The organism is Kribbella pratensis (assembly GCF_004365355.1).
Taxonomy (GTDB): Bacteria; Actinomycetota; Actinomycetes; order Propionibacteriales; family Kribbellaceae; genus Kribbella.
The window spans coordinates 1532397-1558097 of the sequence record NZ_SODP01000002.1 but is presented as its reverse complement, the minus strand read 5'-3'; the positions used below and the strand labels follow the sequence as shown (position 1 = coordinate 1558097).

Below are 25701 nucleotides of genomic sequence, written 5' to 3'. Positions count from 1 at the left end.
AGCCTGGGTGCTCGATGGTGACCCGCTAGGCTTCGGGACTATGAGTTCGGTGGCGCGGGGTCGGGTCAGGGAGATGATGGGTGAGGTAATGACGGCCCAGGGCCGGTCATTGCCGGCCGACGACACAGCGGATCTCCGCGAGATCGGCTTCCGATCACTGGACTTCTCCGAGTTGGCCCTCCGGGTGGAGGACGAGCTCGGCGACGAGCTGAACTTCGACGCCCCTGGGCTGCGCCGGATCGCGACGGTCGGCGACGTACTGGATTTCATCGAGCAGCTCCAGTCCGCGTGACGGCCGCCGTGACCAGCCGCCGCCGGACCACCGCCCTGATCGGTGACGACAACACTGTCGTCGTCGCCGGTAAGCGCCTGACCTGGCGGACGCTGCACAAGCTGCCGCAACTGCCTTCGCCCGCAGCGGTCCTGGTCGACAGCGGCGCCGACGCGCTCGCTGCCGTTCGGCACCACGCCGTCCACGGCACTGAGCTGCTGGTCGCGACCCAGTCCCGGGTGGATCTGCGGATGCGCGAGGAGCTGGGCGAGTCCGGTTTCGCCATCGTCCTGCCCGATGGGGCAGTGACGCCGGCCAGGCTGAAGCGCGTCGAGGAGTCCGGTCGTGCCTGGCTCCTCACGTCCGGCTCGACCGGTCGTCCGAAGCGCATCGGCCACACCCTCGAATCCCTGACCACGGTCACCGGGGATCAACCGCCACGCACCTGGTTGCTGCCGTACTCGCCCGGGACGTACGCCTGGTGGCAGGTCGTCACGCTCTCGCTGACCCAGGCCGACCAAGGCCTGGTCGTGATCGAGCCCAATGAGCTCGAGGAATGGCCGGCGGTCGCGGCCGAGCACGGCGTCACAGCAGCCTCGGGTACGCCGACGTTCTGGCGGCAGGCCATCTACCGGGACGCCGACGCACTCGCCGCCGTACCGCTGGAGCAGATCACGCTCGGCGGCGAGCCGGTCGACCAAGCGATCCTCGACCAGCTGCGCGAGGTCTTCCCGAAGGCACGGATCTCCTGGATCTACGCGTCCTCCGAGGTCGGCGCCTCGATCGTTGTGCACGACGGCAAGGCCGGGTTCCCCAAGTCCTGGCTGGACCGCGAGCCCGATCCGGAGCGTCCGGTGCTGAGTGTCGAGGGCGACGAGCTGGTGATCCGCTCGCCGCACCACGGCGCGGGCCTGGTCGGCGCCGTACACACCGGCGACAGGGTCGAGTACGACGGCGACCGCGTGCTGATCACCGGGCGGCTGGACACCGACGAGATCAATGTCGGCGGATCCAAGGTGTCAGCGGGCGTGGTCCGCAACGTGCTGATGGGTCATCCGGGTGTTTCGTGGGCGCGGGTGTTCGCGCGCAAGGCACCGCTGGTCGGCCGGATGGTCGCGGCCGAGGTCGTCCCGAACCGCGCGCTCGGCCCGATCACGGATGCCGACCTGGTGCAGTGGTGCTCGACCCGCCTGCCCGACTACGGCGTACCCAGAAGGATCAAGTTCCTCGACGAGATCCCGCAGAAGGAAACCCTGAAGAGTGATGTCTGAAGTCAGTCTTGTCCCGCCGGCCACGGTCGTGCTGGTGTCGGGCGGCTCGCGCGGTCTCGGCCTGGCGATCGTCACCGACCTGCTTGCGGCCGGCCTGAAGGTCGCCGCCTTCGCCCGGACCGTCACGCCGGAGCTGAGAGCGCTCGGCGAGAAGTACCCGGACCACCTGCACTACGGCTCGGTCGACGTCAACGACGCCAAAGCCGGTCAGGCCTTCGTCAAACAGGTCGAAGAGGTCCTCGGGCCGATCGATGCCTTGGTCAACAATGCGGCGATCGGTCAGGACTCGCTGCACGTCCACACGTCCGCCGACCACCTGGCCGAGATCATCCAGACCAACCTGACGTCGCCGTTGATCCTGACCCGTTTCGTCCTGCGCCGGATGCTCGCCAAGGGTCTGAAGGGCCGGATCGTCAACATCACCTCGATCTGCGCGCAACGCGGCTATCCCGGCCTCGTGGCGTACTCGGCCACCAAGGGCGGTATGGATGCGGCCACCCGCTCACTCGCTCGTGAGCTCGGTGGCCGCATCCTCGCCAACTCGGTCGCGCCGGGCTTCTTCGCCTCGGAGATGTCCGCGGTCCTAGGTCAGACCCAGCTCGACCAGATCGTCCGCCGTACTCCGACCGGCCACCTGACCGAGCCGGAGGACGTGCTGCCGGTCGTCCGCATGCTCCTGCTGGAGAACACGAACATCAACGGTCAGGTGCTGGTCGTGGACGGCGCCGCCTCCATCTGAGTCAGGCTCTCGACCGGCGCCGGTTCGGTGCGGAACCAGTTCCACGGACGGACGCTGATCACGATCATGGTCAGGCTGAGTCCGGCGTACACCAGTGCGCCGATGAAGGCTGCGTGGACCCCGTCGACCAGGACCTCCCGCGGTACGACGGAGGTCGAGTTGCGGCTCGCCGTACCGAAGATCGTGACCAGGATGCCGAGGCCCAGTGCGCCGCCGACCTGCTGGACCACGTTCAGCATGCCCGACGCGGCGCCCGAGTCCTGCGGTGCGACACCGGAGATGGCCCGGCCGACCAGCGGGATGAAGATCATCCCGGCACCGCCGCCGAACAGCAGCAGCGGACCGACCACGTCGTGCAGGTAGGTGCTGTGCGCGTCCAGTCGCGTCAGCCACACCGTGCCCAGTACGACCAGCGTCGATCCGGCCAGCATCAGCTTCGCGCCGTCGATCCGTGCGACCAGCCGCGGTACGACGCGCGACGCGGTGAACAGCAGACCGGTCATCGGCAGGAAGGCCAGGCCGGCCGACAGCGGGCTCAGCGCGAGCACGCCCTGCAGGTACTGCGTCAGGAAGAAGAACATCCCGAACATCGTCCCGACGACGAGCAGCATGGTCAGGTACGACGTCGACCGGGCGGCGGACTTGAACAGCCGCAGCGGCACGATCGGGTGGCTGACCCGGCGCTCGATCAGTACGAACGAGACCAGCAGCACCACGCCGGCCGCGAAGGCTGCCAGTACTTCGGCCGACGTCCAGCCGGCCTCGGCGACGCGGATGAAGCCGTAGACGAGTGACGTGATGCCGAGCGTCGACGTGAGCGCACCGGCCACGTCGAAGCGACCGGTCTCAGGCTCGGTCTCGGTCAGCACGCGTCGCGCGGCGAAGACCAGCGCGATACCGATCGGGACGTTCACGAACAGGCCCCAGCGCCAGGACGCCCACTCGGTCAGCATGCCCCCGAGGACCAGGCCGACGCTGCCGCCGCCGGACGAGACGAGGCTGTAGTAGCCGAGTGCTTTCATCCGCTCGGGACCTTCGCGGTACGTGAGCATGAGCAGCGTCAGCGCGGCCGGAGCGGCGATGGCGCCACCGATGCCCTGCAGGACCCGGGCGGCGAGCAGCAGCTCCGCGTTCGGCGCGAGACCGCCGAGCAGCGAGGCGAGCGTGAAGACACTGATACCGGTGATGAACACCCGGCGGCGGCCGAGCAGGTCACCGGCGCGGGCGCCGAGGAGCAGGAGACCGCCGAACGCGAGTGCGTAGGCGTTCTGCACCCACGACAGGCTGGACGGGCTGAAGTGCAGGGCCTGCTGGATATGCGGCATCGCGATGTTCACCACGGTGCCGTCGAGGATCACCATCAGCTGGGTGACCAGGATGACTGCGAGTACTACCCCCGGCCGCCGAGCGGGCGTGCCGGATCTGGCGCCGGCCGGCGCCGCGGCTGTTGCCGACATGTTGCTCCTTACCCCGAGGGGGTTACAGTTGTGAGAGGAAAGCGGAGCGCTCCTCCGGATACGATACGGAGGCATCCTCCGCTTTGCAAGCGATATTCTGAACAGACCCGTGCGAGGAGGTTGGATGGCGCCGCAACCGCTGCCGTGCACGCGGCCGACCCGTGCGGACGCGGCCCGGAACTACGACCGCCTGGTGACGGCCGCCCGGGAAACCTTCGCCGAGCACGGCACCGACAGCTCGCTGGAGGAGATCGCCCGCCGCGCCGGAGTCGGCATCGGCACGTTGTACCGGCGGTTCCCGAGCCGGACCGCGCTGCTCGAGGCCGTCTACGTCGAGGAGATCCAGTCGGTCTGCGACCGGGCGTACGACTTCGACCGTGAGTTGGAGCCGTTCGACGCGCTGGCCGCGTGGCTGCGCAGCTTCCTCGGGTACGGCTTGTCCAAGGGCACGCTGGCCAGCGAGCTTACGGTTGCCCTGGGCAAAGATTCGCCGTTCTTCAAGGCCTGCAAGGTGAACGTGCAGGAGGCCGGGAATCTTCTGCTGGACAAGGCGAAAGCGGCCGGCGAGGTGCGGGCGGAGCTCGACCTGGCCGACGTGATGCGGCTGGTCGGCGGCATCAACATGGGCCGCGACATCGAGCCCGAGCAGGCCAACCGCCTGCTCGACATCGTGTTGTGCGGGCTCAGACCCGCTGCTGCCGCAGCTTCTCCAGCGAAGGGTTAGCAGCGTCCCGCTCGGTGTAGTTGAGCTCCCGGACCGGCCACTCGATCGCCAGCTCCGGGTCGAACAGATCCACGGCCACCCGCTCCGGCGACCAGTGCTCGTTCACCAGGAAGTTGTACGTCGTGTGCGGCGTCACCGTGCAGAACGAATTCCCGACCTCGCGCGGCACGTACAACGCCTGCTCCGGACCGAGCTCGAACGTCTCCACCCGGCCGAAGGTCTCGTTGTCCCGCAGGTCGACGATCGCCGCGAACACCCGACCCGATGACGGCGACATGTACTTGTCCCACGGCTCGGCGTGGATGCCACGGACGATCCCGGCTTCGGCGAAGTACGCGACGTTGTGCTGTACGACGTCCATCCCGAGCTCGGCCAGCTTCTCGCGGTGGAAGTTCTCCTTGAACCACCCGTCGTGGTTGGGCTTCACCTCGAGCTCGATCCGCAGTACTCCAGGGATTGTGGTCTCCTCGATCTTCACCTCCGCACCTGCCGGCGGGCGTCGAGCTGGGCCTGGTCGGCGGCGGTCAGGCCCGCGTGCCATCCCGCGCCGTTGGTGATCCGCGTCCGCCGGGTCGTCGTGTTCGGGAACAGCTGCGTGAACAGCGCGTCCACCTGCTCCTCCCGCTTGGCCAGCACCGGCAGCAGACGACCCGCATCCGCTTCCGGTACGGCGGCCTGCGTCGCGGCCGCGGTCTGCTCCAGCCGTTCGCCGATCCGCAACGCATACGCCATCAGGAACGACTGCCGGAACGAGCGCGTCCTGGACTCACCCCGATGACCGATGTGCTTGCCAGCGGCAATCATTGCCCGGTTCGCCTGCACGAGCAGCGAGGTGCTGAGGATCTCCGTGTGCTGCAGATCAACCTCCGCGCCGACGATCGTGACCACAGCCAGGTCGTCGATCACTACCGTCCGGCACCGGTTTGCCGACGCGACCGCGCCGACCAGTTGCGCCTTGGCCGACACGTACGGCGTCTCGACCCACAGCCGCCGGGCAGCTGAGTCGTCCGGGAGCTCCACGTCCGCCTCGACCAGCGCACTGTCCAGCGAGAACTTGGCCATCAACTCCTGCGCCTTCCCCGACAGCGCCTCGGCCTCATCCGGAAACTCGGTCGCCTCCGCCTTGGCGAGCAGCGCACGAATCCGCGCCAGCATCTTCCCGTTCGCCGGCACGACATGGTGCGGCTGGCGGACCGTCGTACCGGGCAGTGGAAAGATCCGCGCCAGGACCGGGAGCGTTTGGAGGAAACCGGCCAGGGACAGCGCGTGGTGCAAGGTGAGGTAGCGGCCGACGCGAGCACCGGCGGCCCACGCCGTCAGGCTCAGCTCGGTGAACGGCTGCGGGACGCCGAGGTCACTCAGTTGTTCGAGCCAGCGGGAGTCGATCGTCGCGGCCTTGTAGCCCACGTGTTCGGCGGCGATCGCGGCCAGCAGCAGCGGCTCGACGCCGGGATCCAGGCTGCGGCGGCCGTGCTGGACGACGTCGGCCGGCGCCCAGCCGCGCTCCCAGGTGGTGCGGAGCAGTCCGGTGAGGAACGCCTGCACACAACGGTCCACCTGCGCCTGGTCGCGCTCGTCGTACGCGCCCAGTCGGGCCAGGTGTTCGTCGGCGCGATCGTCGCGCATCGCCACGACGGCAGCCGTGATCGGTAACAATTGCAGGATTTCCTCGTCACTCACGCCGACGAGTCTGACACCCAGCGAAGTTCCTGCCCAACCGGGAATCCGTTCCCTTGTGGATAACCCCGGCGAGTCTGCAGGCTGCCCGAAAGAACGCTGACAAGCGAAGCCGGGCACCTGGCCCGGCGGCAACACATCGGGGAGGGGACTGGAATGACGTTGACGGTGGGGGAACTGCGCACGGCGTTGAGCGGGACCGTGTTCGCACCGGAGGACGCGGGGTACGACGAGGCTCGGCGGTTGTGGAATGCCGAGCACGTCCGGGAGCCGGCTGTGATCGCCCAGGTGCATTCGGCCGAGGACGTCCAGGCCGCCGTTCGGTACGCGGTGGCGGAGGGACTGGAGATTGCCGTCCGCGGCGGCGGCCACAACATGGCAGGACTGTCGTCGGTGGACGGTGGTCTGATGATCGACCTGAGCCGGCTCAACCAGGTCGCTGTCGATCCCGAGGCGCGGCGTGCTCGCGTTGGCGGCGGAGCGCTGCTGCGGGATCTCGACGGCGCTACGCAGGAGCACGGTCTCGCGGTACCGGCGGGCATCGTCAGCCACACCGGCGTCGGCGGGCTCACGCTCGGCGGCGGTATGGGGCTCCTGACCCGGATGCACGGACTCAGCATCGACAACCTGGAGTCGATCCAGGTCGTCACCGCCGACGGCAGCATCCTGCGTGCCGCCGAGGACGAGAACGCCGACCTGTTCTGGGCCGTCCGTGGTGGCGGCGGCAACTTCGGGGTCGTCACCGAGTTCGAGTTCCGGTTGCACCGGGTCGGACCGATCGTGAACTACGGCATCGCGTTCTGGGGCCAGGAGCAGGGTTCCGAAATGCTGCGCGCGGCGCGCGACGTGATCCCGGCGCTGCCCCGCGAGGTCAACGTGGTGATCGCCTGCCTGAACGCGCCACCTGCGCCGTTCGTCCCGGCGGAGCATCACTTCAAGCTCGGCTACGCGCTCGTGATGGTTGGCTTCGGGTCGCCGGAGCAGCATGCCGAGGCGATGGCCCGGATCCGTGGGCTGGTGCCGCCGCTGTTCGAGTTCGCCACCCCGATGCCGTACGCCGCCGTACAGCAACTGCTCGACGAGCCGAACGCGTGGGGTGCGTTCCACTACGAGAAGGGCACGTACCTCGAGGCGCTGACCGACGCGGCGATCGACGTGATCACCGACCAGGTCCCCCGGAAGACGTCGCCGATGTCGGCGACGATGTTCTATCACCTCGACCAGGGCTACCTCGAGACGCCGGACGACGCCACGGCGTTCAGCGGACAGCGGGGCGAACGCTATGCGATGTTCGTGATCGCGACCACGCCGGTCCTCGAAGCGCTGGAGCCGGAGCGGGCGTGGGCACGGTCGTTCTGGGACGCCATGCAGCCGCATGCGATCAGCATCGGCAGCTACGTGAACGGTATGGCAGAGCCCGAGGAGGCGCGGATCCGGGCGTCGTACGGCGACAAGTACGACCGGCTGGTGGAGCTGAAGCGGAAGTACGACCCGGACAACGTGTTCCACCGGAACCAGAACATCAACCCAGCGGCAGCTGGTAGCTGATGAACTTCTGGTGAGTGACGAAGCCGAGGCGCTCGTACAGACCGAGGGCTCCGGTCGGGTTGTCGGCGTCGACTCCGAGCGCGGCCCGCTGGTACCCGGCCTCTGCGGCCTTGGCGAGCACCTTCGCCAGGGCCGCGCGGGCCAGTCCGCGTCCGCGGTACGCCCGCCGGGTGCCGACCTGGCCGATGTACAGCTCCCGGACCCCCGTCACCTCGGTGTCGGCGTCCCACTCGTAGGCGTTGGCGTACGCCGCCACGACGTCGCCGTCCAGGACGTAGTACGACTGCTGGCCGCGGAAAGCACGTGATCCGACGTTCCTGGCTCGCCAGCCCTCTGTGGTGGGCGGCGTCCAGCCCCAGTGGTCGGAGAAGGCCTCGTAGTGGGCCAGCCGCAACGCTTCCTCGTACGATGTGTCGTACGACCTCAGCTTGAGCCCGCCGGCGACCGGCGCGTCCGGGATCGGCTGGTCGAGCGGCCGGCGCATGTCGAAGAAGTAGCGCTCCTCCTCGAATCCGAGGTTGCGCAGCATCCGGTCCGCGCCGGCATTGGCGCTGCTCGCGCCCACGCCGACCTGACCGGGGGCTTCCGGGTGTTTGGCGGTGTGCAGTTCGCCGGCGCGCTGGATCAGCCAGCGCATCAGCATCGTGCCGAGGCCCCGCCGGCGCCATTCAGGGTGGATGGTGCCCTCGACATTGACCCGGTCCACGTCCACCACGGCGGACTTCACATGCGCGATGCCGTAGCCGATCATCCGGTCGCCGGACCACAGGCCGATCGTGTCGTGGGCCAGGTCCAGGTGCGGGTGCTCCAGCTGCTCGGCCAGGTCCTCGGCGCTGTAGTTCTCGCCGTCCTGGTCGACCTCTTCCTTGGCGGCGACGAGCTCCGCCCACGCCTCGACGTCATCCTTGTCGATCGGGCGCGCCTCGATCCCCTCCGGCCACTTCATGGCACGAAGGTACGGCGTCCGGAGGGTCGAGGCACGTCAATTAGCTCAGCTGTTCGGCGAGCCACCGCACCGCCATCGGGTAGCGGTACTCGATCCCGCCGTGCGTGCCCTCGAACAGCTCGAAGTGCATCCGTTCGTCCGGCAGACCGGCCTGCTGCGCGGCCCGGTGGAACGCGGTCGCGCCCAGGTCGAGGTAGTACTCGTCCTGCTTGCCCGCGTCGATCCACACCGCGCGGAGCGAGCGCAGTGCATCGGCGTACTGCGGCTCCTTGACCATCTCCACCGGGTCCCGCGACAGCCAGCGCGCCCAGACGTCCGGGACGATCGACCCGAGGTCGTCGAACGGCAGTAGTACCGTGCCGTCGGGCTCAGCGGAGTACGCCGACGCGTAGCCGTACATCTCCAGCAGGTGCAGGTCCTCGTTCGTCGTACGGCCGGTCCGGGTCGCCAGCACCTCGAAGTACTTCTCGTAGCTGCCGTCGTACTTGTCCCGCAGCGTCCGCGCACGCTCCGGGAACTCCGGCCGGTAGCAGACGTCGAAGAGCGCGTCACCGGCGTGGGTGGCGAGTGCCCCGAACACATCCGGCCGCAGCAACGGCGTCACCATAGCCGTGTACCCACCACTCGACTTGCCCGTCACAGCGCGGTGGTCGCGGTCGGCCACGGTCCGGTACGTCGAGTCGATCCACGGCACGATCTCGTCGCACAGATACGACTGGTATTGCCCGGTGCCCGGCGAGTCGAGGCACTGGCTGCCGCCGTACTTCGTCCAGGAGTCGACGAACACCACTACCGCCCGCGGCACGCTCTCGTCCGCGAACATCGCGTCCAGCAACTCCGGGTACGGCTGGCGGAACGGAGTCCGGTTGAACCACATCCCGACGTGTCCGGTGTAGCCCATCGTCACGTAGATCGACGGGTAGCGGTCCTCCGACTCGTCGTACCCCGGCGGCAGGTAGACCAGCACCGGGCGCTCGTGCGGATCGCCGAGCGGGTTCCCGCGCAGCAGTTCGCTGGTGAACGTCAGTTGTTCCAAGCGTCCGTTCAGCTCGGCCGACCACGGCAGCATCCGTACCTCCAGTGAGTCACATCGCGTCAGGGGCCTCGATACCGAGCAGGCCGAGTCCATCCTGCAACACGGCGCGGGTTGCAGCGCAGAGGGCGATCCGGCTTGCTCTGGTCGTGCCTTCGCTGCTGAGAACCGGGCACTGCTCGTAGAAGATGGAGAGAGCGGACGCTACGTCGTACAGATAGGTGCATAGTCTGTGTGGCTGGAGCGTCTCGGCGACCTGCGCGACGGTGGCCGCGAAGCCGGTCAGGAGGAGGGCCAGCCGCTGCTCGGCGGGGTCCTTGAGCTCGGTGACCTCTGTTGCCGTCTCAGCTTTGGACAGGAGTCTGGTGAGCCGGGCGTGCGCGTACTGGAGGTACGGTCCGGTGTTGCCGGTCATCGCGACCATCCGGTCCAGGTCGAACACGTAGTCGTTACCCCGGTCGCTCGACAGGTCCGCGTACTTGACGGCGCCGATGCCGACTGCCCGCGCGGTCGCTGTCCGGTCGACTCCGTCCCGGCCTTCCAGCAGAGAGTCGGCCCGGGCGACTGCGCTGTCCAGTAGTTCGACCAGCTTGACCGTGCCGCCGGCTCTCGTTTTGAAGGGCTTTCCGTTCGGCCCGAGGACGGTGCCGAACTCCACGTGCTCGGCCGGCACGGTCTCCGGCAGCCAGCCGGCCGCTCGGGCCAGCGTGAAGATCATGTCGAAGTGCAGCGCCTGCCGGTGGTCCACGACGTACACGATCCGGTCGGCGTGGAGGGTGTTGATCCGGTGTCTGATCGCGGCCAGATCGGTTGCGCTGTAGCCGAATCCGCTGTCGGACTTCCGGACGATCACAGGGAGCGGACTGCCGTCGCGGCCAAGAAATCCGGGGAGGAAGGCGCACATGGCGCCGTCGGACTCGGTCAGGAGGCCCTGGTGATCGAGGTCGGCGACGACCTGTGGGAGGCCGTCGTTGTAGGCGCTTTCACCGACTACGTCTTCTCTTGCGAGGTTCGATCCGAGTAGGGCGTAGACCTTCTCGAAGTCGTCCAGGGAGACGTCGACCATGTGTTGCCAGCCGGCGAGGGTCTCCGGATCGCCGGACTGTAGCTTGACGACCCGCAGCCTGGCCTTGTCGGCGAAGTTGCCATCAGCATCGAAGTGTTTCCGGCTCCGCTCGTACAGGTGCTGCAATCCCTCCAGATCAAGGGATTCCGCGGTCCCGCCCTCCTCGAGCAGCTGCTCGATCATCATCCCGTACTGCGTTCCCCAGTCGCCGACGTGGTTCTGCCGGATCACCTCGTACCCGACGTACGTCAGCACGTTGCACAGTGCGTCGCCGATCACCGTCGACCGGAGATGGCCGACGTGCATCTGCTTCGCGACGTTCGGCTGCGAATAGTCGACGACGACCCGTTGCCCGTTGCTGGTAAAGGATTCCGGCTCGTTGACAGCCTTGGCCAGGGTGGACTGCAGCAGCGTCAGGTTGATGAATCCGGGCCCGGCGATGGTTGGCTGTTCGCAGAGGTCGTCGAGGTTCAGCTCTTGCAGCAGGCGTGCCGCGACATCCCGCGGCGGCTGTTTGAGCGAGTTGCCGATCCGCAGGGCCAGATTGCTCTGGTAGTGGCCGAACTCGGGCTTGGTGGCCGCCCGCAACTCCGGGTCGTAGGGCGTGCCGAAGGCGGCCTCGGCGGCAGCGGACAGTCTGGTGGCAAGGACAGGCAGAACTGCGGACATAACAGGGTCCTTCGAAGAGACGCGACTGGAACAGGCTGGGGTGTTCAGACAGTGCGTCGTCGTCGCAGGCTGAAGCTCACGCGCAGGGCGTGGGACGGCTTCAGGCTGATCGACATGTCAGCCATTATGCACGAAGTACGCCGAGGGCGCCGGTGACCGGTCGGCCAATGGCACGATCGCGGGGACGTCGGTCTCGCCCAGGAAGACCCGCCGTACGACGCGCTCGGCCGCCTGGCCGTCGTCGAACTCGCAGAACTTCTCCCGGTAGAGGTGCCGGTGCTTGGCCGCCTCCGGCGTCGCGAAGGTGCCGTTCCGCAACGCGGCGAACAGCTCGTCGGACGATCGCGTCACCACCCCGGGCGGGAAGTCGGCGACGTCGAAGTACGTCCCGCGCCGGCTGTTGTAGAACCCCTGGTCCTCGACGTGCAGCATGATCGGCCGGTCGAGGTTCGCGTAGTCGAAGGTGATCGACGAGTAGTCCGAGATCAGTACGTCGGCGGCCAGCAGCAGGTCCTCGACCCGCGGATGCCGGGACACGTCGAGCACCTTGCCGTCGTGCGATTCCGGTGCCGTGGACAACGAATAGTGCGTCCGCACGAGCACCCGGCCGTGGTCGCCGGCCGCGCCGGCCAGCTGGCCCGGGTCGAGCTGGAGACCGGTCCCGCCGAGGTCCTTCAACCCGGTCGGCAGGCGGACCGAGTCGACCCCGTCGCGGAAGGTCGGCGCGTAGAGGATGACCAGGTGCGAGTCGTCGAAGCCCAGCTCGGCCCGGATCGCCCGGACGTCGTCGAGGGTCGCGGTGAGCAGGCGGTCGTTGCGCGGATAGCCGTACTCGAGCTCCTCGAAGTACGCCGGGTAGGTGCGCTCCCAGATCTCCGAGGAGTACCGGTTCGAGGAGAGGTTGAAGTCCCAGCGGTCGACCTGGCGCATCAGCTCCTCGAGGTCGAGGTCCTTCGCCGCCTGCGGGAAGTTGCGCAGATCGGTGCCCATGGTCTTCAGCGGCGTACCGTGCTGGGTCTGCAGGTGGATCTGGCCTTCGCGCTTCTCGACCTCCTTCGGCCAGTTCATGTTGCTGATGAAGTACGTCGCCTTGCTGAGCAGCTTCTCGTACGCCGGGGAGTCCGCGACGACGTACTCGACGCCCTCCGGGATCGCGCTCAGGTGATCGTTGTCGACCACCCAGACCCCGCGGATGTGCGGCGCGAGCTCGGCCGCCTTCTCGTAGATCGCCCGCGGGTTGCAGGCGTACTGCTTGAACCAGTACGCCGTGTACGCGGCCAGGTTCGGGTCGAGCTTGCTGCGGCGCAGCATCTTGCGGACCGTCTTGCGCGGACTCTGGCCGTGCAGCATCCGCGAGCTGAGCTTCAGCGTCGAGTAGGTCGCGTAGTCGTCGTGGATCAGCAACCAGCGCTTGAATCCGCGCGCCGTCCGGTCCGTGGTGTAGCCCTCGGGCTTCCAGCGCTTGGCGAACGCGTGGGCCGCGTGGAAGAACTCGGCCCGGTCGTCGGGGTCGATCCGCTCCGGCTTCGCGAGTACGGCGACGATGTGGTCCAGCGACCGGTCGAACGCGAACCGGCGCCAGCCGGCCAGGTCAGGGTCGGACTGGATGAACGCGTGCACCCGGTCGTACTGGTCGAAGATGTCCCACTGGCGGCGCCCGCTGGTGGCGTGGATGTTGCCGCCGGTCCGGTGCTGCCGGTAGTGCACGACGACCCGGTCCAGGGTGGCGATCCGCTCGGCGGTCAGCATCGTCGAGTACGTCCAGGGCGCGTCCTCGTAGAAGCCGGAGGTGAACGCGAAGCTGTGCCGGGTGAGGAACTCCCGCCGGTACGCCTTGTTCCAGACCACCTCGAGGAAGGTCAGGAAGATCGGCCGCTCGGCCGCGGTGAACACCCCGGCCCCCTCCCGCGCGAACGCCTCCTGGCGCTGGCTCGCGACCACCCGCCCGTCCCAGAAGATCCGCTCGTAGCCGAACAGCACGATGTCCGGCTGGTTGGTGTTGTCGATCCGGGTGGCGATCGCGTCCAGCGAGCCCGGCGTGTAGGTGTCATCGGCGTCCAGGAACAGCACGTACTCGCCGCGGCACTCCTTCAGCCCGGCGTTCCGGGTCAGCCCGAGCCCGATGTTCTCGTCCAGGTGCAGCGCCCGGACCCGCGGGTCGGCCGCGGCGTACTCGTCCAGGATCCGGCCGGAGCCGTCCGGGTCCGCGTCGTCGACGCCGATCACCTCGAAGTCGGTGAACGACTGGCTCAGCACAGAGTCCAAGCACGGCCGCAACCACGCCCGCGAGGCATGGCAGGGGACCACAATGCTGAACCTGGGGACGGTGCCGAGCGCCATACGACGTCATCCTAGGCTGCACGCATGAGTACTGATGTGTTCGAGCCGTTGGCTGGGCTGGAGGGGGTCGGGTCGGCGGCGGCTGCGGCCCGGGATGCGGTCGACGTACTGCTCCGGGACCGGGGGTTGCGCCGGGTCGGTTCGGACATGACAGCCGAGGCTCTGCTGCGCGGCGCCCACGCGTCCGCCGCCCTGGCCGGCAGTACGTCGACACCGGACGAGGTACGCCAGGGCGCTGCCGACGGGCTGGCCTCCGGCGCGGTCCGGCTGACCGGTGAACTGATGGCACTCGCGCCGCAGCTGGACAAGGCGCCGGTGCAGGTCTGGACCAGACTGCACCAGTTGGCCGCGGCCGATCTGAGCGACGAGGACCAGTTGGGCCATCTTCGGACCAGTCGGGAGCCGGTGCCCGACGACATCCCCGGGCTGCCGCCGGCGCCGGGCGCGGACGAGATGTGGGAGCGGTTGAGCGCTCTCGCGCAGAACCTGACCCGCCCGACCAAGGCGCCCGGGCTGGTCGTGGCCGCGATCGTGCACGCCGAGCTCGCGGTTCTCCGCCCGTTCCCGAGCGCGAACGGACTGGTTGCCCGGGCCGCCGAACGCTGCCTATTGGTTGCCCGAGGCATCGACCCGGTCGCGGTGACGGTACCCGAAGGTGGTCACTATGTGTTGCAGGCATCGTATGCGAGCGGCCTGACCGACTACGCAGTGCAAGGATTGACCGGAGTTCGTGATTGGTTGCTGCGGTCCTGCGAAGTCGTGACAAAAGGTGCCGAGCTGTCCCCGCTCGTGTCCTGAGCTCACATGCGGACGGCGTTCTCGATTGAGAACGCCGTCGCTGGCACAACACCCTGGTTACCATGCGTGCACCGGTTTGCCGCCACAGGACTGGCCTGGGTCGCGCTGCCCGTTTGGGATGGGCTGGTCGCCGCGTGGGTGCCTGGTTGCCGTGCAATCTCTACCGGACCCGAAAGTCCTTTGTGCTTCCTTTGTACTCCTGAAACCCCTTTCTGGGAAGGGGATGCGGCGCCTTCATGGAGTTGAGAACAATGAAGCTCTCTTCAGCTTTCAAACACTCCGGGAGCGCCGGCGGGAGGCTAGCAACAGTGCCCCGGCGGCAACGGCCGCGACCACGCCGGCGGCTACGGCACGTCGCCGTACGCCGGGAAAACCCGCGCGCTCGACGGGCTCGGCGAACTCCAGCACCGGCCACCCGCGCTGGACCGCGATGCGGCGCAACGCCTTGTCCGGGTTGACCGCGAACGGGTGCCCGACCGCGGCCAGCAGGGGCTCGTCGGTGATCGAATCCGAGTAACCGTAGGAGGTTGCGAGGTCGTAACCCTCGGCAGCGGCCAGCGCCTCGATCGCGGTCACCTTGTTCGGACCGTAGGCGTAGTCAGCGATCTCGCCGGTGTACTTGCCATCGGCAACCACCATCCGAGTGGCGATCACCTTGTCGGCGCCGAGCATCTTGCCGATCGGTTCGACCACCTCCGCGCCGGACGACGACACGATCACCACGTCCCGGCCGGCCGCGTGGTGCTGCGCGATCAGCTCGACGGCCTCGGTGTGGATCATCGGCCGGACGATGTGGTCCAGGGTGTCGGCGACGATCGCCTTGACCGTCGCGACGTCCCAGCCGGTGCACATGGCGGAGATGTACTCGCGCATCCGCTCCATCTGGTCGTGGTCGGCGCCGCCGAGCAGGTAGACGAACTGGGCGTACGCACTGCGCAGCACGGTCCGGCGGTTGATCAGCCCACCCGCGTAGAACGGCCGGGAGAACGCGAGCGTGCTGGAGCGCGCCAGAATGGTCTTGTCCAGATCGAAGAAGGCCGCCGATCGAGCCGTCCCGGGGTCCGCCATGGGACCGAGCATAGGCAGCTGCGCGAAACGCCGAGGGACCCGGGCTTTTGTGTGGGCCGGTATCCCGTTAGACTGGTCGGCAGTGTGACAGTGACACTGGCCGGAAGCGCCCGTTCGGGCGCGACCAGCGCTCGGGCAACAGACGTTCAGTCGAAATTGAACTGAGATGTGTGAAGCCCGATCTCGGGGGGTACATACCTCCTGACAGTGGCAGACTGTCGCCTCCTGAACGGCCCCCGGCTCCTCCCCCCGAGCCCGTGGCCGAAGACGGCCCCCGGTCACCCCCCCGCCGGGGGCCGTCGCCTTTCTCCCTTCAGCCAAGTAAGCGTAAAGATTCTCGCTTTTCCGGGCGTGAGAGCGTTCCCACTTTATGCAGGGTCTTGACAATGTAATTGCTTGGTCACAGGTTGTAGAACATGAAACCGCCTGCGTACCGCCCCCAGGCAGCGGTCGTCATCAGCCTGCTCGCCGTCCTCATGGCCTTCCTGGCCCCCGGTGCCGCCTACGCGGCTACCAATCTCGTCACGAACGCCGGCTTCGAGTCCGGCACGCTCTCCGGCTGGTCGTGTCCTGCCGGTGGCGTCACCACGACCGCTCCGCACTCCGGCTCGTACGCCCTCCAAGCGACCCCGAGCGCGAGCGATATCGCCCAGTGCTCGCAGTCCGTAGCGGTACAGCCCAATACGGCGTACACGCTGTCGGCATGGGTCAAGGGATCGAATGTCTACCTTGGCGTGGACGGTGGCCCCTCCACGTGGGCAACCTCGTCCACGTGGAGCCAGTTGACCGTTCCGTTCACGACGGGCGCGTCGGCGACCTCGGTGACGATCTACGTCCACAGCTGGTACGCGCTCCCGGCGTACCAGGCCGACGACGTCGTACTGGATGGTCCTGGTGGTGCGCAGGACACCACGCCGCCGTCGACGCCAGGTGGTCTGACGGTCGGTAGCCCGACCTCGAGCTCGCTGAAGCTCAACTGGTCCGCTGCATCCGACGCGAACGGGATCGACCACTACGACGTGGTCCGCGGGACCGGAGCCGCCCAGAGCGTCGGCAACGTCACCAGCTGGACCGCCACCGGTCTTGCCGCTAGTACGACGTACTCCTTCAAGGTGCGGGCGTGCGATCCGAGCGGGAACTGCTCGCCGTACGGCGCAACCGTGTCGGGCACGACGTCGGACGGTGGCACCAACCCGCCCGTCGGCAATCTGCCCGCGCATGTGCTCACGGGGTACTGGCAGAACTTCAACAACGGCGCGACGGTGCAGAAGATCTCCGACGTGCCTGCGGCGTACGACCTGATCGCAGTGGCCTTCGCTGACGCCGACTCGTCCCGGCCGGGTGCCATCACGTTCAACCTCGACAGCGCTGGGCTCGGTGGCTACACGGTCGCCCAGTTCAAGGCCGACATCGCGGCGAAGCAGGCGGCCGGTAAGAAGGTCATCCTGTCCGTCGGCGGCCAGAACGGCACCATCTCGGTTGCTGATCCCACAGCGGCCTCCAACTTCGCATCCAGTGCGCTGTCGGTGCTGCGGACCTACGGATTCGACGGGATCGACATCGACCTGGAGAACGGGGTCAATGCGCAGTACATGGGTCAGGCGCTGCGCAGCCTGCAGAGTCAGTTCGGTAGCGGACTCGTGATCACCATGGCGCCGCAGACGATCGACATGCAGAGCACGTCGTTCGAGTACTTCAAGCTGGCGCTGGCGATCAAGGACATCCTGACCATCGTCAACGTGCAGTACTACAACTCCGGCTCGATGAACGGCTGCGACGGACAGGTCTACTCGCAGGGCTCGGTCGACTTCATCACCGCCCAGGCCTGCCTCATGCTGCAGGGCGGGCTGCGTCCCGACCAGGTCGGCTTCGGCCTGCCGGCGTCGTCGCGGGCGGCGGGGAGCGGGTACGTCTCGCCCACGGTCGTCAACAACGCTCTGGACTGCCTGACCAAGGGCACCGGCTGCGGCAACTACAGGCCGAGCTCCCCGTGGCCCTCGCTGCGTGGAGCGATGACCTGGTCGACCAACTGGGACGCGTCGAACGGCAACCAGTTCGCGAACCAGGTCGGCAGCCACGTGCACTCGCTGCCCTGATCATGCACAGTTATCGACCGGCTCCGGTGCTGGAGGCGCTCGGTGTCTGCTCGGAGGACGAGCAGCTCTACCGGGCGCTTCTGGCCCGACCGGAGTCCACGGCAACTGACTTGACCACGTTCGTCGACTGGCCCGCCAACCGGGTCGGCCGGCATCTACGGTCCCTGCTGTCGCTCGGCCTGGCGTCCCGTACGCCGGGCCGTCCGGCCCGCTACGTGCCCGCAGTACCGGAGGCCGCGGTCGAGCTACTCGCGCTGCGGAAGCAGGCTGCGATTGTGGAGGCGCGACTGGGCGCTTCGGTGCTGACTGCCGAGTTCCGGCAGCCGGACGCGTTCACAGTGATCCGGGGCACCGAGGCGATCGCGCAGCGGTTCTACCAAGCGCAGCAGTGCGCGCAGGACGAAGTACTCGTGCTGGATCGCATGCCGTACGCCGTGGAGCCGCGTCGGGCGCACGGTGTGAGGTACCGAACGATCTACGACATGGCGTCGTTGTCGGAGCCGGGAGATCTGATTGCGGCCCGATCGTCGGGCTGCTGCCGGATGCTGCGCGACGTACCGCTCAAGCTGATCGTCATCGACCGTCGGACTGCTCTGCTGCCGACGGCATCCGATGTGGTGGTTGAGCTCGGTCCGTCCGGCCTCCTGGACGCCCTGCTCCGCCTGTTCGACCTCTTGTGGCAGCAGGCGAGTCCGCTGACGCCGGCGGTCTCCGAAGGTCCGCTGACGGCTGACGACCAGCAGCTCCTGTCGCTGGCTGCAGCAGGTCTGACGGACCAGGCCATAGCCCGCCGGCTAGGAGTGGCTCAACGAACCGTAGAACGGCGAATGCAACGCATTCTCAAGGCACTGGACGCTAGAACCCGCTTCCAGGCCGGACTCCGCGCCGGGCAGCGCGGTCTGCTCGTCTAATCGGTGACGTCAGCCACTGTTGCGTTCAGAGCCTTGTTGAGCGCCTGGGCATCCACGGTGATGCCGACGCCGTGGTCCCCACCGCCAATCGAGATGGTGCCGGTGATCCGCTCGTCCGCGATCACCGGCCAGGCGTGCGTGCTGCCGAGCGGCGTGATCGTGCCGCGGACGTAGCCGGTGACGTCGAAGGCTGTGTCCTTGTCGGGCATCGAGATCCGGTTGACGCCGAGCAGCGACCGCAGCTTCGGCCAGGCGATCTCGCGATCACCTGGCACCAGGACGAACCGGTAGTCGTCGTCCGCCAGGCGCACGACGATCGTCTTGATCAACCGCGCAGGCTCGATACCCCGCGCTGCCGCCGCTTCCTCCAACGAGTTCACCCGGCCGTGCCTGGTCACCTCGTAGGTGAGACCCAACTGGTCCGCCGCATCCGTCGCCTTCGTCACCTGGCTAGTTTTGCACCTTGCTCGGAACGTTCTTGAGCAGGACGGCAAGGATGAACGTCACGACGAACAGTGCCCCTGCCTCCGCTGCCACCCCGGCCCACTCCGCGCGGCTCCACGCCGTACCTGCGAGGCCTCCGAAGACCGAGGACCCCAGGTAGAAGGAGAAGAGGTACATGCTGGACGCCTGTCCGGTCCCGACTCCGCTCGCGTGCGCTCGAGCCGGCACCCAGCCGCTGGCGACTCCGTGCACCGCGAAGAACCCGGCAGTCATCACGGCCAGGCCCAGCACGATCAGCGGCAGTGGAGCGGCGAGCGTGATGGCCACTCCGGCCAGGGTGATCAGACACCCGATCGGCACGACCGCCCGTCGTCCGTAGCGGTCGGCGAGCGTTCCCGCCGTCGCCGAGCCGGCCGAGCCGAGCAGATAGACACAGAAGACCAGCCCTGCTGCTCCAGCGCTCAGTTGGTACGGCGAGCCGGACAGTCGGAAGACCGCTCCGTTGTAGACCGCCACGAACGCACCGACCGCTGTCGCGGCAATCCCGTAGAGGGCTAGTAGGGCTGGATCTTTCAGTACCTGGACCGAGAACAGGTCGCGGCGGCGACGGGCCGGGTTTGGTCGGAAGTTGCATGACGCGGGAAGGAGCAGCCAGACGACCGCGGCGCACAGTACGCCGACCGCTGCGATCCCGCCGGTCGCGAACCGCCAACCGCCGAGGTCCGACAAACCTCCCGCGATCAAGCGTCCAGCCATGCCGCCAACCGCAGTACCGGCGATGTAGAGACCGCTGGCCCGCGCGTGGCTGTCCTGGTGTACCTCCTCGCGCAGATAGGCCATCGCGACCGCCGGCAGACCGGCCATCGCGATTCCCTGCAGGCCTCGCAAGGCCAGCAGCGTGTGCCACGTCGGAGCGAACGCGCTGAGCAGTGCGAACCCGGTGGTCGCAGCAACCGACCAGCGCATCAGATTGGTCCGGCCGAGAACCTCTGACGCCGGCCCGGCGACCAGCAGCGCAAGACCGAGTCCGAACGTGGCGAACGACACGCTGAACGCGCTCTGGCTGGGGGAGACGTGGAAGGCGTCGACGAGCTGGGGCAGCAGCGGCTGCGTGCTGTAGAGCAGAGCGAACGTGGCCAGTCCGGCCGCGAACAGCGCGACGGAGAGCTTGCGGTACTCCGGGTCTCCGGGCAGGTACCCGGTCTGGCGGGCAACGGACTGGTGCATGTCTGAGACGGTCGCACGCCTGCAGTGATACGTAAAATGTCAATTTCAGTAGGAATCGATACGCTTTCAGTATGCATATCGAGGATCTGCGGTGGTTCGCCGTACTCGCGGAGACCGAGCACCTGACCGAAGCGGCCGCCGCGCTCGGGACCAGCCAGCCGAATCTGTCCCGATCGCTGCAGCGGGTCGAGCGAGCGTTCGGGGTGGCGTTGTTCGAGCGAGAACGCCGCGGCGTGCGGCTGAATCCGTACGGTCGGCTCGTTCTCGAGGCCGCGCGGGCCGGCACGGCCGCGGTCGACACGGCCAAGCGCCGGATCGACGCACTGGTCGACCCGGAGTCCGGCACTGTGCGGCTGGCGTTCCTGCACTCGGTCGCGACGAGCCTGATGCCGGACCTGCTGAAGGCGTTCCGCGCGGATGCGCCGAATATCGGCTTCGAGCTGCGGCAGGAGCCGGCGCACGACATCGTCCAGGACCTCGAGACCGGCGAGGCCGAGATCGCGATCATCGCGCCGCGGCCCGACCCCGCTCACTTCGGCTGGCATCTGCTGGAGCGGCAGCGACTGTGCCTGCATGTGCCGCCTCGGCACGCTCTGGCGTCTCGGCATCGGGTCGAGCTGGAGGAGGTCCGGGACGAGCCGTTCGTCGCTCTGCAGCCCGGCTTCGGCTTCCAGCGGGTGACGGACCGGTTGTGCCAGGCCGCAGGCTTTACTCCGCGCTTCGCCTTCCAGGCGACCGACCTCGCCACGATCGACAGTCTGGTCGGTGCCGGACTCGGTGTGGCGATCCTGCCGGCCGGTGCGGTCCGCGGGAACGACAGCGGCGCGGTGTCGATCCCGCTGGCCGGCGTACAGGCCCGTCGGGAGATCGGGATGTCGTGGCGACTGAGTACGCCGCTGACGCCGGCAGCGGAGCGTTTCCGGACGTTCGTCCGGTCCCGGGCGGCCACGTCCAGCTGACTGCGATGACAACGACTTCCGTAGCGTTCGTCCAATTTTCCAGGTGTCGACTTGCAGTGAGAGGCCTTTCCACCGCACTCTTTCCTGCGTGAGGAAGCGCCTGGGTTCTTTCCGGCCGAGTCGCCGGCTGCTGTTCGCGGCCGGGACGGCGGCGGCTGCGTCGACGGTTGCGGCGGCGTCCGCGGCCGAGGCGGCTCCGGTCTCTCCGCAGTCAGCGACCGACGGCACGACCGGACTGGCCTATCTGGGCAACTATGGCTCCGGTGTGCTCGGCGCCTGGGAGCGTCAGGCCCGCGCGATCTCGAACGAGGCGCAGATCCGCAGGACCCGTGAGAACGACGGCGTCTTCATGTTCGGCGACAGCATCGGCGTCCAGGACGGACCGGCGCTGGCCCGGCAGTTGGCCCAGCTCGGCATCATGACCGCCGTCCACAACTGGGCCGGGCGCCCGGTGACGCCCGCGGTCGACGCGTTGGACACCTGGGCCCAGGAGTACGGCCTGCCGCACCGGATCCTGATGTCGGTCGGCTCCAACGACATCTTCACGCCGCCCGCGGTCGCTGCGCAGGTCGACCGGACCATGCGGATCGTCGGCCCGGAGCGGACCGTCTACTGGGTCAACGTCCAGGCCGCCCGCACCGCGTTCATCCCGGAGATCAAGGTTGCCGACCAGCGCAACAGCGCCTGGATCAACCTGCAGCTCGCCGAGGCCGCGCGCCGCTACGACAACCTGCGGATCATTCACTGGGCCGAGCACCTGGCGTCCAGCCCGAACCGGCTGGCCCGCTATCTCCGCGACGGCCTGCACCCGTCGATCCCGCTCGGGCGGAACGCCCGCAACGGCCTGATCATCGAAGCGATCAAGGCCGGCTGAGTCGCTTTCCGGAGTACGGCGGGATGCCGGACGCGCATCCCGCCGTACCTCTCGGGTCAGAATCCTGCGGTGATGCGGGTGAAGTCCCAGTCGCCTTGAGCGATGCCGCTGCAGTTCGAGACCACGCCGCCGCCGGCGCAACCGCGGTCGCGATTGACCGACCAGAACGCCAGCCGGCCGAGCCCGTTGCTCTTGGCCCAGTTGGTGATGTTCTGCCAGGTCGCGGTCGTCGTCATCTCCTGCTGGTCGGACAGACCGTTCATGCCGGAGATGCCCTGGTGTGCGTACGCCTCCGCGGTGGACCAGCCGAAGGTCGACTTCAGCTTGTTGTTCAGGCCCTGGGACGCGCCGACCGTGTCGTTGTAGATGTTCGAGCTACCGAAGTCGAACGGCATCAGCGTGAAGATGTCGATGTTCGCGCCGAGTGCCTTCGACTGGTCGATCAGCCGGTTGCCGTAGTACGTCGGACCGGTCGTCGACGTACCGAACGTGACGATGGTCCGGATACCCGGGTTGTTCTGCTTGACGATCTTCAGCGCGGTCAGGATGCGGTCCTGCACGGCCTCGTTCTCGAACTCGTCGGAGTTCTCGATGTCGATGTCGATCGCCTTCAGGTTGTAGGCATTGATGACCTGCTGGTACGCACCGGCCAACGCCTCGGGCGTGCCGCAGTTCGGGCCGAGCTTGTTGCCGCTCCAGCCGCCGAACGACGGTACGACGTCACCGCCGCCGGCCCGGATCGCTGCGATGGCGCTGGCGTCCGCACCGCCTTGGAGTGGCCGGGTGCTGTCCCAGGCCGGGCTACAGCCGCCGCCCGACAGGACGAAGGCCATGGTGAACCACTTGATCCCGGTTGCGTTCATCACGGTCGACGGGCTCGGCGGGTCGCCCCAGCCCATGTACAGGTACGGCGCGGCCTGCTTGGTGCCGGTGTTGCCGCCGCCGGTGCCTGTGGTCACTGAGACGGTGTTGCTCTTGGGTCCCTCACCGACGCTGTTGGACGCGCTCACCTGATACGAGTACGACGTGTTCGCGCTGAGGCCGGAGTCCGTGTAGGACGTGCCGCTGGGCGAGCCGACCTTCGAGCCGTTGCGGTAGACGTTGTAGCTCGTGGCGCTCGAGGCAGCGGACCAGGACAGGTTCACGGACGTGCCTGACGCCGTACCGGAGAGGCCTGTGGGTGCGCCGGGGGCGGTGCCGCCACCGCCGCCCGAGCAGGAGCCGCCGTTCAACCGGCAGGCCGCGATCCCGGCGAAGTTGCCTGGGCTGCCGTTGAAGCCGAAGCTGACGCTTGCGCCGGGCGCGAGCGGTCCGGCCCAGCTCGGCGGCGTAAACGTGTGCGTCTGTCCGCTGCTGGTGTGGTTGGCGTCCCAGGTGGTGGTGACGGTGTAGCCGGACGGGAAGTCGAGGGCGACCGACCAGGTGCTGAGCGAGCTGGTGGTGCCGTTTGTGACAGTCACCTTGCCCTCGAAGCCGCTACCCCAGTCGGACACTTTGGTGAAGGTGGCAGAGACTCCTGCCGCGCTGGCCGCCTGTGCGGTCAGCAGAGCGATGACCACGGCCGAGACGGCCGCTATCGCCAGAGTGATACGTCGTTTCATGATGCTCCGATCAGTGGGCGGTACGTGATCAGACCCGGCCCCAGAGTGCGGGGACGTTCGGTGGCTCCCAGCCGGTCAGGGAAGTGTGGCCCTGGATGCACTTGTAGGTGACGCCGTTGTAGGTCACCAGCGCACCGGTTGCGTACGTCGTGTTCGGCGCCCACGGGGTGGCCGAGGTGGGCGGCGTCGTCGGCGGCGTGGTGGGAGGCGTGGTCGGGGGAGTCGTGGGAGGTGTCGTGGGCGGAGTGGTCGGCGGAGTGGTCGGGGGAGTCGTGGGAGGCGTGGTGGGCGGCGTCGTCGGAGGGCCGCTGCAGCCGGCGGTGTCGGCGTTGACCGAGTCGACCACGTTGTTGAAGAGAGTCACGCCCGGGTCGAGTGCCTCGAGGGAGTACATCATCGCTCCGGCCAGACCGTTGCAGTGCTGGTAGTCGGCCTTGGCCTTGATCGACTGGGCGTTGTCACCGGACCAGAACGTGCCGTTGCTGTAGAACCAGGAGGACTTCGTCGCGTCGTCGAAGTACGTCGATGACGGGTTGTCGACGAAGCCGGTCAGCTCCTTGTAGAACGAGACACCTGGCACGTTGCCGCTCAGGGCGTGTCCATCGGCCGGTCCGGTTGCGGTCTGGTACTTGCCGTTGGCCGCGGCCGGCACACCCTTCCATCCCCTGTAATAGAAGGGGTATCCGATGCTCAGCTTGTTCGCCGGGAACCCACCGGGGATGCCGTACGCCGAGTCGCCGGTCGTCCACGCCTTCACCGCAGCGTCGACGGAGTACTTGCCCTGACCCGGTGGGATCGGGTTGCTCGGGTCGTTCGGCGCTGTGTAGAGCGGGTCCTGGAAGTTCGTCGGCCCGGTGGCTTCCCAGCCACCGTGCATGTCGTACGTCATCACGTTGTTGTAGTCGAGGTACTGCCCGATCTTGTTGGTCTCGATCGTGGCGATCTTGTCCTGGCCGGCCGGAGTGGCAGCGGTCAGGTAGTACCGCTTGCCGGTCTGGCTGCCGTACGCATCGAGCTGGCTGCGGAACTCGGCCAGCAACGACGTGAAGTTCTGCTTGTCCGCAGCGCTGTAGTGGTTGCCGACGTGCCCGTTCGGCGAGCCGGGGTACTCCCAGTCGATGTCGACGCCGTCGAAGATGCCTGCGGCCGAACCAGCGCCGCCGAACCCGTCGATGACCGGCAGGTCGCCCTTGAGGAACATGTTCACGCAGGAGCTCACGAACGCTTTGCGCTTGGCGTCGGTGGAGGCGGCGTCGGAGAAGTACTTCGAATAGGTCCAGCCGCCGATCGAGATCAGGATCTTCAGGTTCGGGTACTTCGCCTTGAGCTTCTTGAGCTGGTTGAAGTTCCCCTGGATCGGCTGGTTCCACACGTCACCGACTCCGTCGACGCTGATGTCCGCGCCGTACGACTTGCCGTAGTCCGCGAACGCATCGCCCGCTCCGTCGCCGGCGCTCGGGTTGTTCTCGTCCTGCGAAGCGGCCTTGTTGGCCATGAAGCAGGTGTGATTCGTGGGATCGATGTTGGCGAACGCGTAGTTCAGGAAGTTCAGCTTGCCGGCCGCGCCGGTGGTGATCAGGTTCTTCGGGTAGAAGGCGTTGGCGTAGATACCCCACTGGGTGAAGTACGCCGTTTTGACGCCGCCGCTGGACGCCTGCGCCGTGGTCGCAGCGTTGGCGGTGGTGGCGTCCTGGCCGGCGAGCGAGACGCCGGCGGCGGTGAGCAGGGCCGTGGCCGCGACGGCTGAGGTGGCGGCAAGCATGCGTAATCGACTCATCAGAGATCCTCCGGAGCGATGGGACGGAAGCGGTCCGGTGAAATTTAGTTAAAGACGCTTCGAAAGGAACCGTAACTGTTCCCGGCGGGTTGGTCGCCGGCTCGCCGTGGCGGGTTCCCGCTGCTGACGGAAACCCGACAACGCTTTGTCCACAGGGATTCCGCTCGGGTGCTCGGAGCAGGCCTGACGACGGCATCTTCTTGGC

At 67.6% G+C, this 25701-nt stretch carries 22 protein-coding genes; 10 read left to right on the top strand and 12 right to left on the bottom strand.

Going from position 1 to position 25701, the window contains the following annotated elements; translation table 11 throughout:
- The first annotated feature begins 40 nt into the window (after positions 1-40).
- Genes EV653_RS24175 through EV653_RS24165 form a run of 3 tightly spaced genes read left to right on the top strand, consistent with a single transcriptional unit; the run spans position 41 to position 2281 of the window.
- Entirely contained in the window at positions 41-292 is a 252-nt protein-coding gene (locus EV653_RS24175; RefSeq protein WP_134105965.1) for a phosphopantetheine-binding protein, read from the top strand.
- The gene (locus EV653_RS24170; protein ID WP_238160033.1) at positions 289-1542 is read left to right on the top strand and encodes an AMP-binding protein; all 1254 of its coding nucleotides are present in this window, start codon (positions 289-291) and stop codon (positions 1540-1542) included. Before EV653_RS24175 ends, EV653_RS24170 begins: the two co-directional genes overlap by 4 nt.
- Positions 1535-2281 carry an SDR family NAD(P)-dependent oxidoreductase gene (locus tag EV653_RS24165; RefSeq protein WP_134105964.1) on the top strand — a complete coding sequence of 249 codons (747 nt, stop codon included), beginning with the start codon at positions 1535-1537 and terminating at the stop codon, positions 2279-2281. Before EV653_RS24170 ends, EV653_RS24165 begins: the two co-directional genes overlap by 8 nt.
- Here EV653_RS24165 and EV653_RS24160 read toward each other — a convergent pair.
- Positions 2245-3738, bottom strand: a complete 1494-nt coding sequence (locus EV653_RS24160; RefSeq protein WP_134105963.1) for an MFS transporter — start codon at positions 3736-3738, stop codon at positions 2245-2247. The genes EV653_RS24165 and EV653_RS24160 overlap by 37 nt on opposite strands.
- 124 nt (positions 3739-3862) lie before the next feature.
- On the opposite strand from EV653_RS24160, the gene EV653_RS24155 reads away from it, so the two are divergent.
- Positions 3863-4462: a TetR/AcrR family transcriptional regulator gene (locus tag EV653_RS24155; RefSeq protein ID WP_134105962.1), complete on the top strand. Its 600-nt coding sequence runs from the start codon at positions 3863-3865 to the stop codon at positions 4460-4462.
- Here the strand turns inward: EV653_RS24155 and EV653_RS24150 are convergent.
- Positions 4422-4940 carry a dTDP-4-dehydrorhamnose 3,5-epimerase family protein gene (locus EV653_RS24150; protein ID WP_238160031.1) on the bottom strand — a complete coding sequence of 173 codons (519 nt, stop codon included), beginning with the start codon at positions 4938-4940 and terminating at the stop codon, positions 4422-4424. The two genes, EV653_RS24155 and EV653_RS24150, sit on opposite strands and share 41 nt — an antisense overlap.
- Positions 4937-6142, bottom strand: coding sequence for a DUF2786 domain-containing protein (locus EV653_RS24145; protein ID WP_238160029.1), 1206 nt, complete (start codon positions 6140-6142; stop codon positions 4937-4939). Before EV653_RS24145 ends, EV653_RS24150 begins: the two co-directional genes overlap by 4 nt.
- Positions 6143-6295: 153 nt before the next feature.
- On the opposite strand from EV653_RS24145, the gene EV653_RS24140 reads away from it, so the two are divergent.
- Positions 6296-7687, top strand: a complete 1392-nt coding sequence (locus tag EV653_RS24140; RefSeq protein ID WP_134105960.1) for an FAD-binding oxidoreductase — start codon at positions 6296-6298, stop codon at positions 7685-7687.
- On the opposite strand, the gene EV653_RS24135 is transcribed toward EV653_RS24140, so the two are convergent.
- The 4 genes from EV653_RS24135 to EV653_RS24120 form a co-directional block, all read right to left on the bottom strand.
- Positions 7662-8633 (bottom strand): GNAT family N-acetyltransferase, encoded by a 972-nt coding sequence (locus tag EV653_RS24135; RefSeq protein ID WP_134105959.1) that lies wholly within the window; start codon positions 8631-8633, stop codon positions 7662-7664. The two genes, EV653_RS24140 and EV653_RS24135, sit on opposite strands and share 26 nt — an antisense overlap.
- A 40-nt stretch (positions 8634-8673) precedes the next feature.
- On the bottom strand, positions 8674-9702 hold the full coding sequence (locus EV653_RS24130; protein WP_134105958.1) for an alpha/beta hydrolase: 1029 nt from the start codon (positions 9700-9702) through the stop codon (positions 8674-8676).
- 16 nt (positions 9703-9718) lie between these two features.
- Positions 9719-11389: an arginine--tRNA ligase gene (gene argS / locus EV653_RS24125; RefSeq protein ID WP_134106746.1), complete on the bottom strand. Its 1671-nt coding sequence runs from the start codon at positions 11387-11389 to the stop codon at positions 9719-9721.
- 129 nt (positions 11390-11518) lie between these two features.
- On the bottom strand, positions 11519-13741 hold the full coding sequence (locus tag EV653_RS24120; RefSeq protein ID WP_134105957.1) for a bifunctional glycosyltransferase/CDP-glycerol:glycerophosphate glycerophosphotransferase: 2223 nt from the start codon (positions 13739-13741) through the stop codon (positions 11519-11521).
- A 24-nt stretch (positions 13742-13765) separates the two neighbouring features.
- On the opposite strand from EV653_RS24120, the gene EV653_RS24115 reads away from it, so the two are divergent.
- Positions 13766-14539: a Fic family protein gene (locus tag EV653_RS24115; protein ID WP_134105956.1), complete on the top strand. Its 774-nt coding sequence runs from the start codon at positions 13766-13768 to the stop codon at positions 14537-14539.
- A 270-nt stretch (positions 14540-14809) separates the two neighbouring features.
- Here EV653_RS24115 and EV653_RS24110 read toward each other — a convergent pair whose 3' ends face one another.
- Positions 14810-15607 (bottom strand): HAD family hydrolase, encoded by a 798-nt coding sequence (locus tag EV653_RS24110; protein ID WP_238160024.1) that lies wholly within the window; start codon positions 15605-15607, stop codon positions 14810-14812.
- 416 nt (positions 15608-16023) lie between these two features.
- Here EV653_RS24110 and EV653_RS24105 point away from each other — a divergent pair, with 416 nt between their 5' ends.
- Positions 16024-17703: a chitinase gene (locus EV653_RS24105; protein ID WP_134105954.1), complete on the top strand. Its 1680-nt coding sequence runs from the start codon at positions 16024-16026 to the stop codon at positions 17701-17703.
- Between the two features lie 2 nt (positions 17704-17705).
- On the top strand, positions 17706-18614 hold the full coding sequence (locus tag EV653_RS24100; RefSeq protein ID WP_134105953.1) for a helix-turn-helix transcriptional regulator: 909 nt from the start codon (positions 17706-17708) through the stop codon (positions 18612-18614).
- Here the strand turns inward: EV653_RS24100 and EV653_RS24095 are convergent.
- Together EV653_RS24095 and EV653_RS24090 are read right to left on the bottom strand one after the other, a co-directional pair.
- Positions 18611-19060: an aminoacyl-tRNA deacylase gene (locus EV653_RS24095; protein WP_134105952.1), complete on the bottom strand. Its 450-nt coding sequence runs from the start codon at positions 19058-19060 to the stop codon at positions 18611-18613. The two genes, EV653_RS24100 and EV653_RS24095, sit on opposite strands and share 4 nt — an antisense overlap.
- Before the next feature lie 4 nt (positions 19061-19064).
- Positions 19065-20285 carry an MFS transporter gene (locus EV653_RS24090; RefSeq protein ID WP_134105951.1) on the bottom strand — a complete coding sequence of 407 codons (1221 nt, stop codon included), beginning with the start codon at positions 20283-20285 and terminating at the stop codon, positions 19065-19067.
- A gap of 71 nt (positions 20286-20356) precedes the next feature.
- Here EV653_RS24090 and EV653_RS24085 point away from each other — a divergent pair, with 71 nt between their 5' ends.
- A complete protein-coding gene (locus EV653_RS24085) occupies positions 20357-21244 on the top strand; it encodes a LysR family transcriptional regulator (RefSeq protein ID WP_134105950.1) in 888 nt (295 codons plus the stop codon).
- A gap of 88 nt (positions 21245-21332) precedes the next feature.
- Entirely contained in the window at positions 21333-22118 is a 786-nt protein-coding gene (locus EV653_RS24080) for a hypothetical protein (protein WP_166679537.1), read from the top strand.
- Positions 22119-22174: 56 nt separating this feature from the next.
- On the opposite strand, the gene EV653_RS24075 is transcribed toward EV653_RS24080, so the two are convergent.
- Both EV653_RS24075 and EV653_RS24070 read right to left on the bottom strand, forming a co-directional pair.
- Positions 22175-23719: a cellulose binding domain-containing protein gene (locus EV653_RS24075; protein WP_134105949.1), complete on the bottom strand. Its 1545-nt coding sequence runs from the start codon at positions 23717-23719 to the stop codon at positions 22175-22177.
- Positions 23720-23747: 28 nt separating this feature from the next.
- Positions 23748-25496 (bottom strand): glycosyl hydrolase family 18 protein, encoded by a 1749-nt coding sequence (locus EV653_RS24070; protein ID WP_134105948.1) that lies wholly within the window; start codon positions 25494-25496, stop codon positions 23748-23750.
- Between the last annotated feature and the right edge of the window lie 205 nt (positions 25497-25701).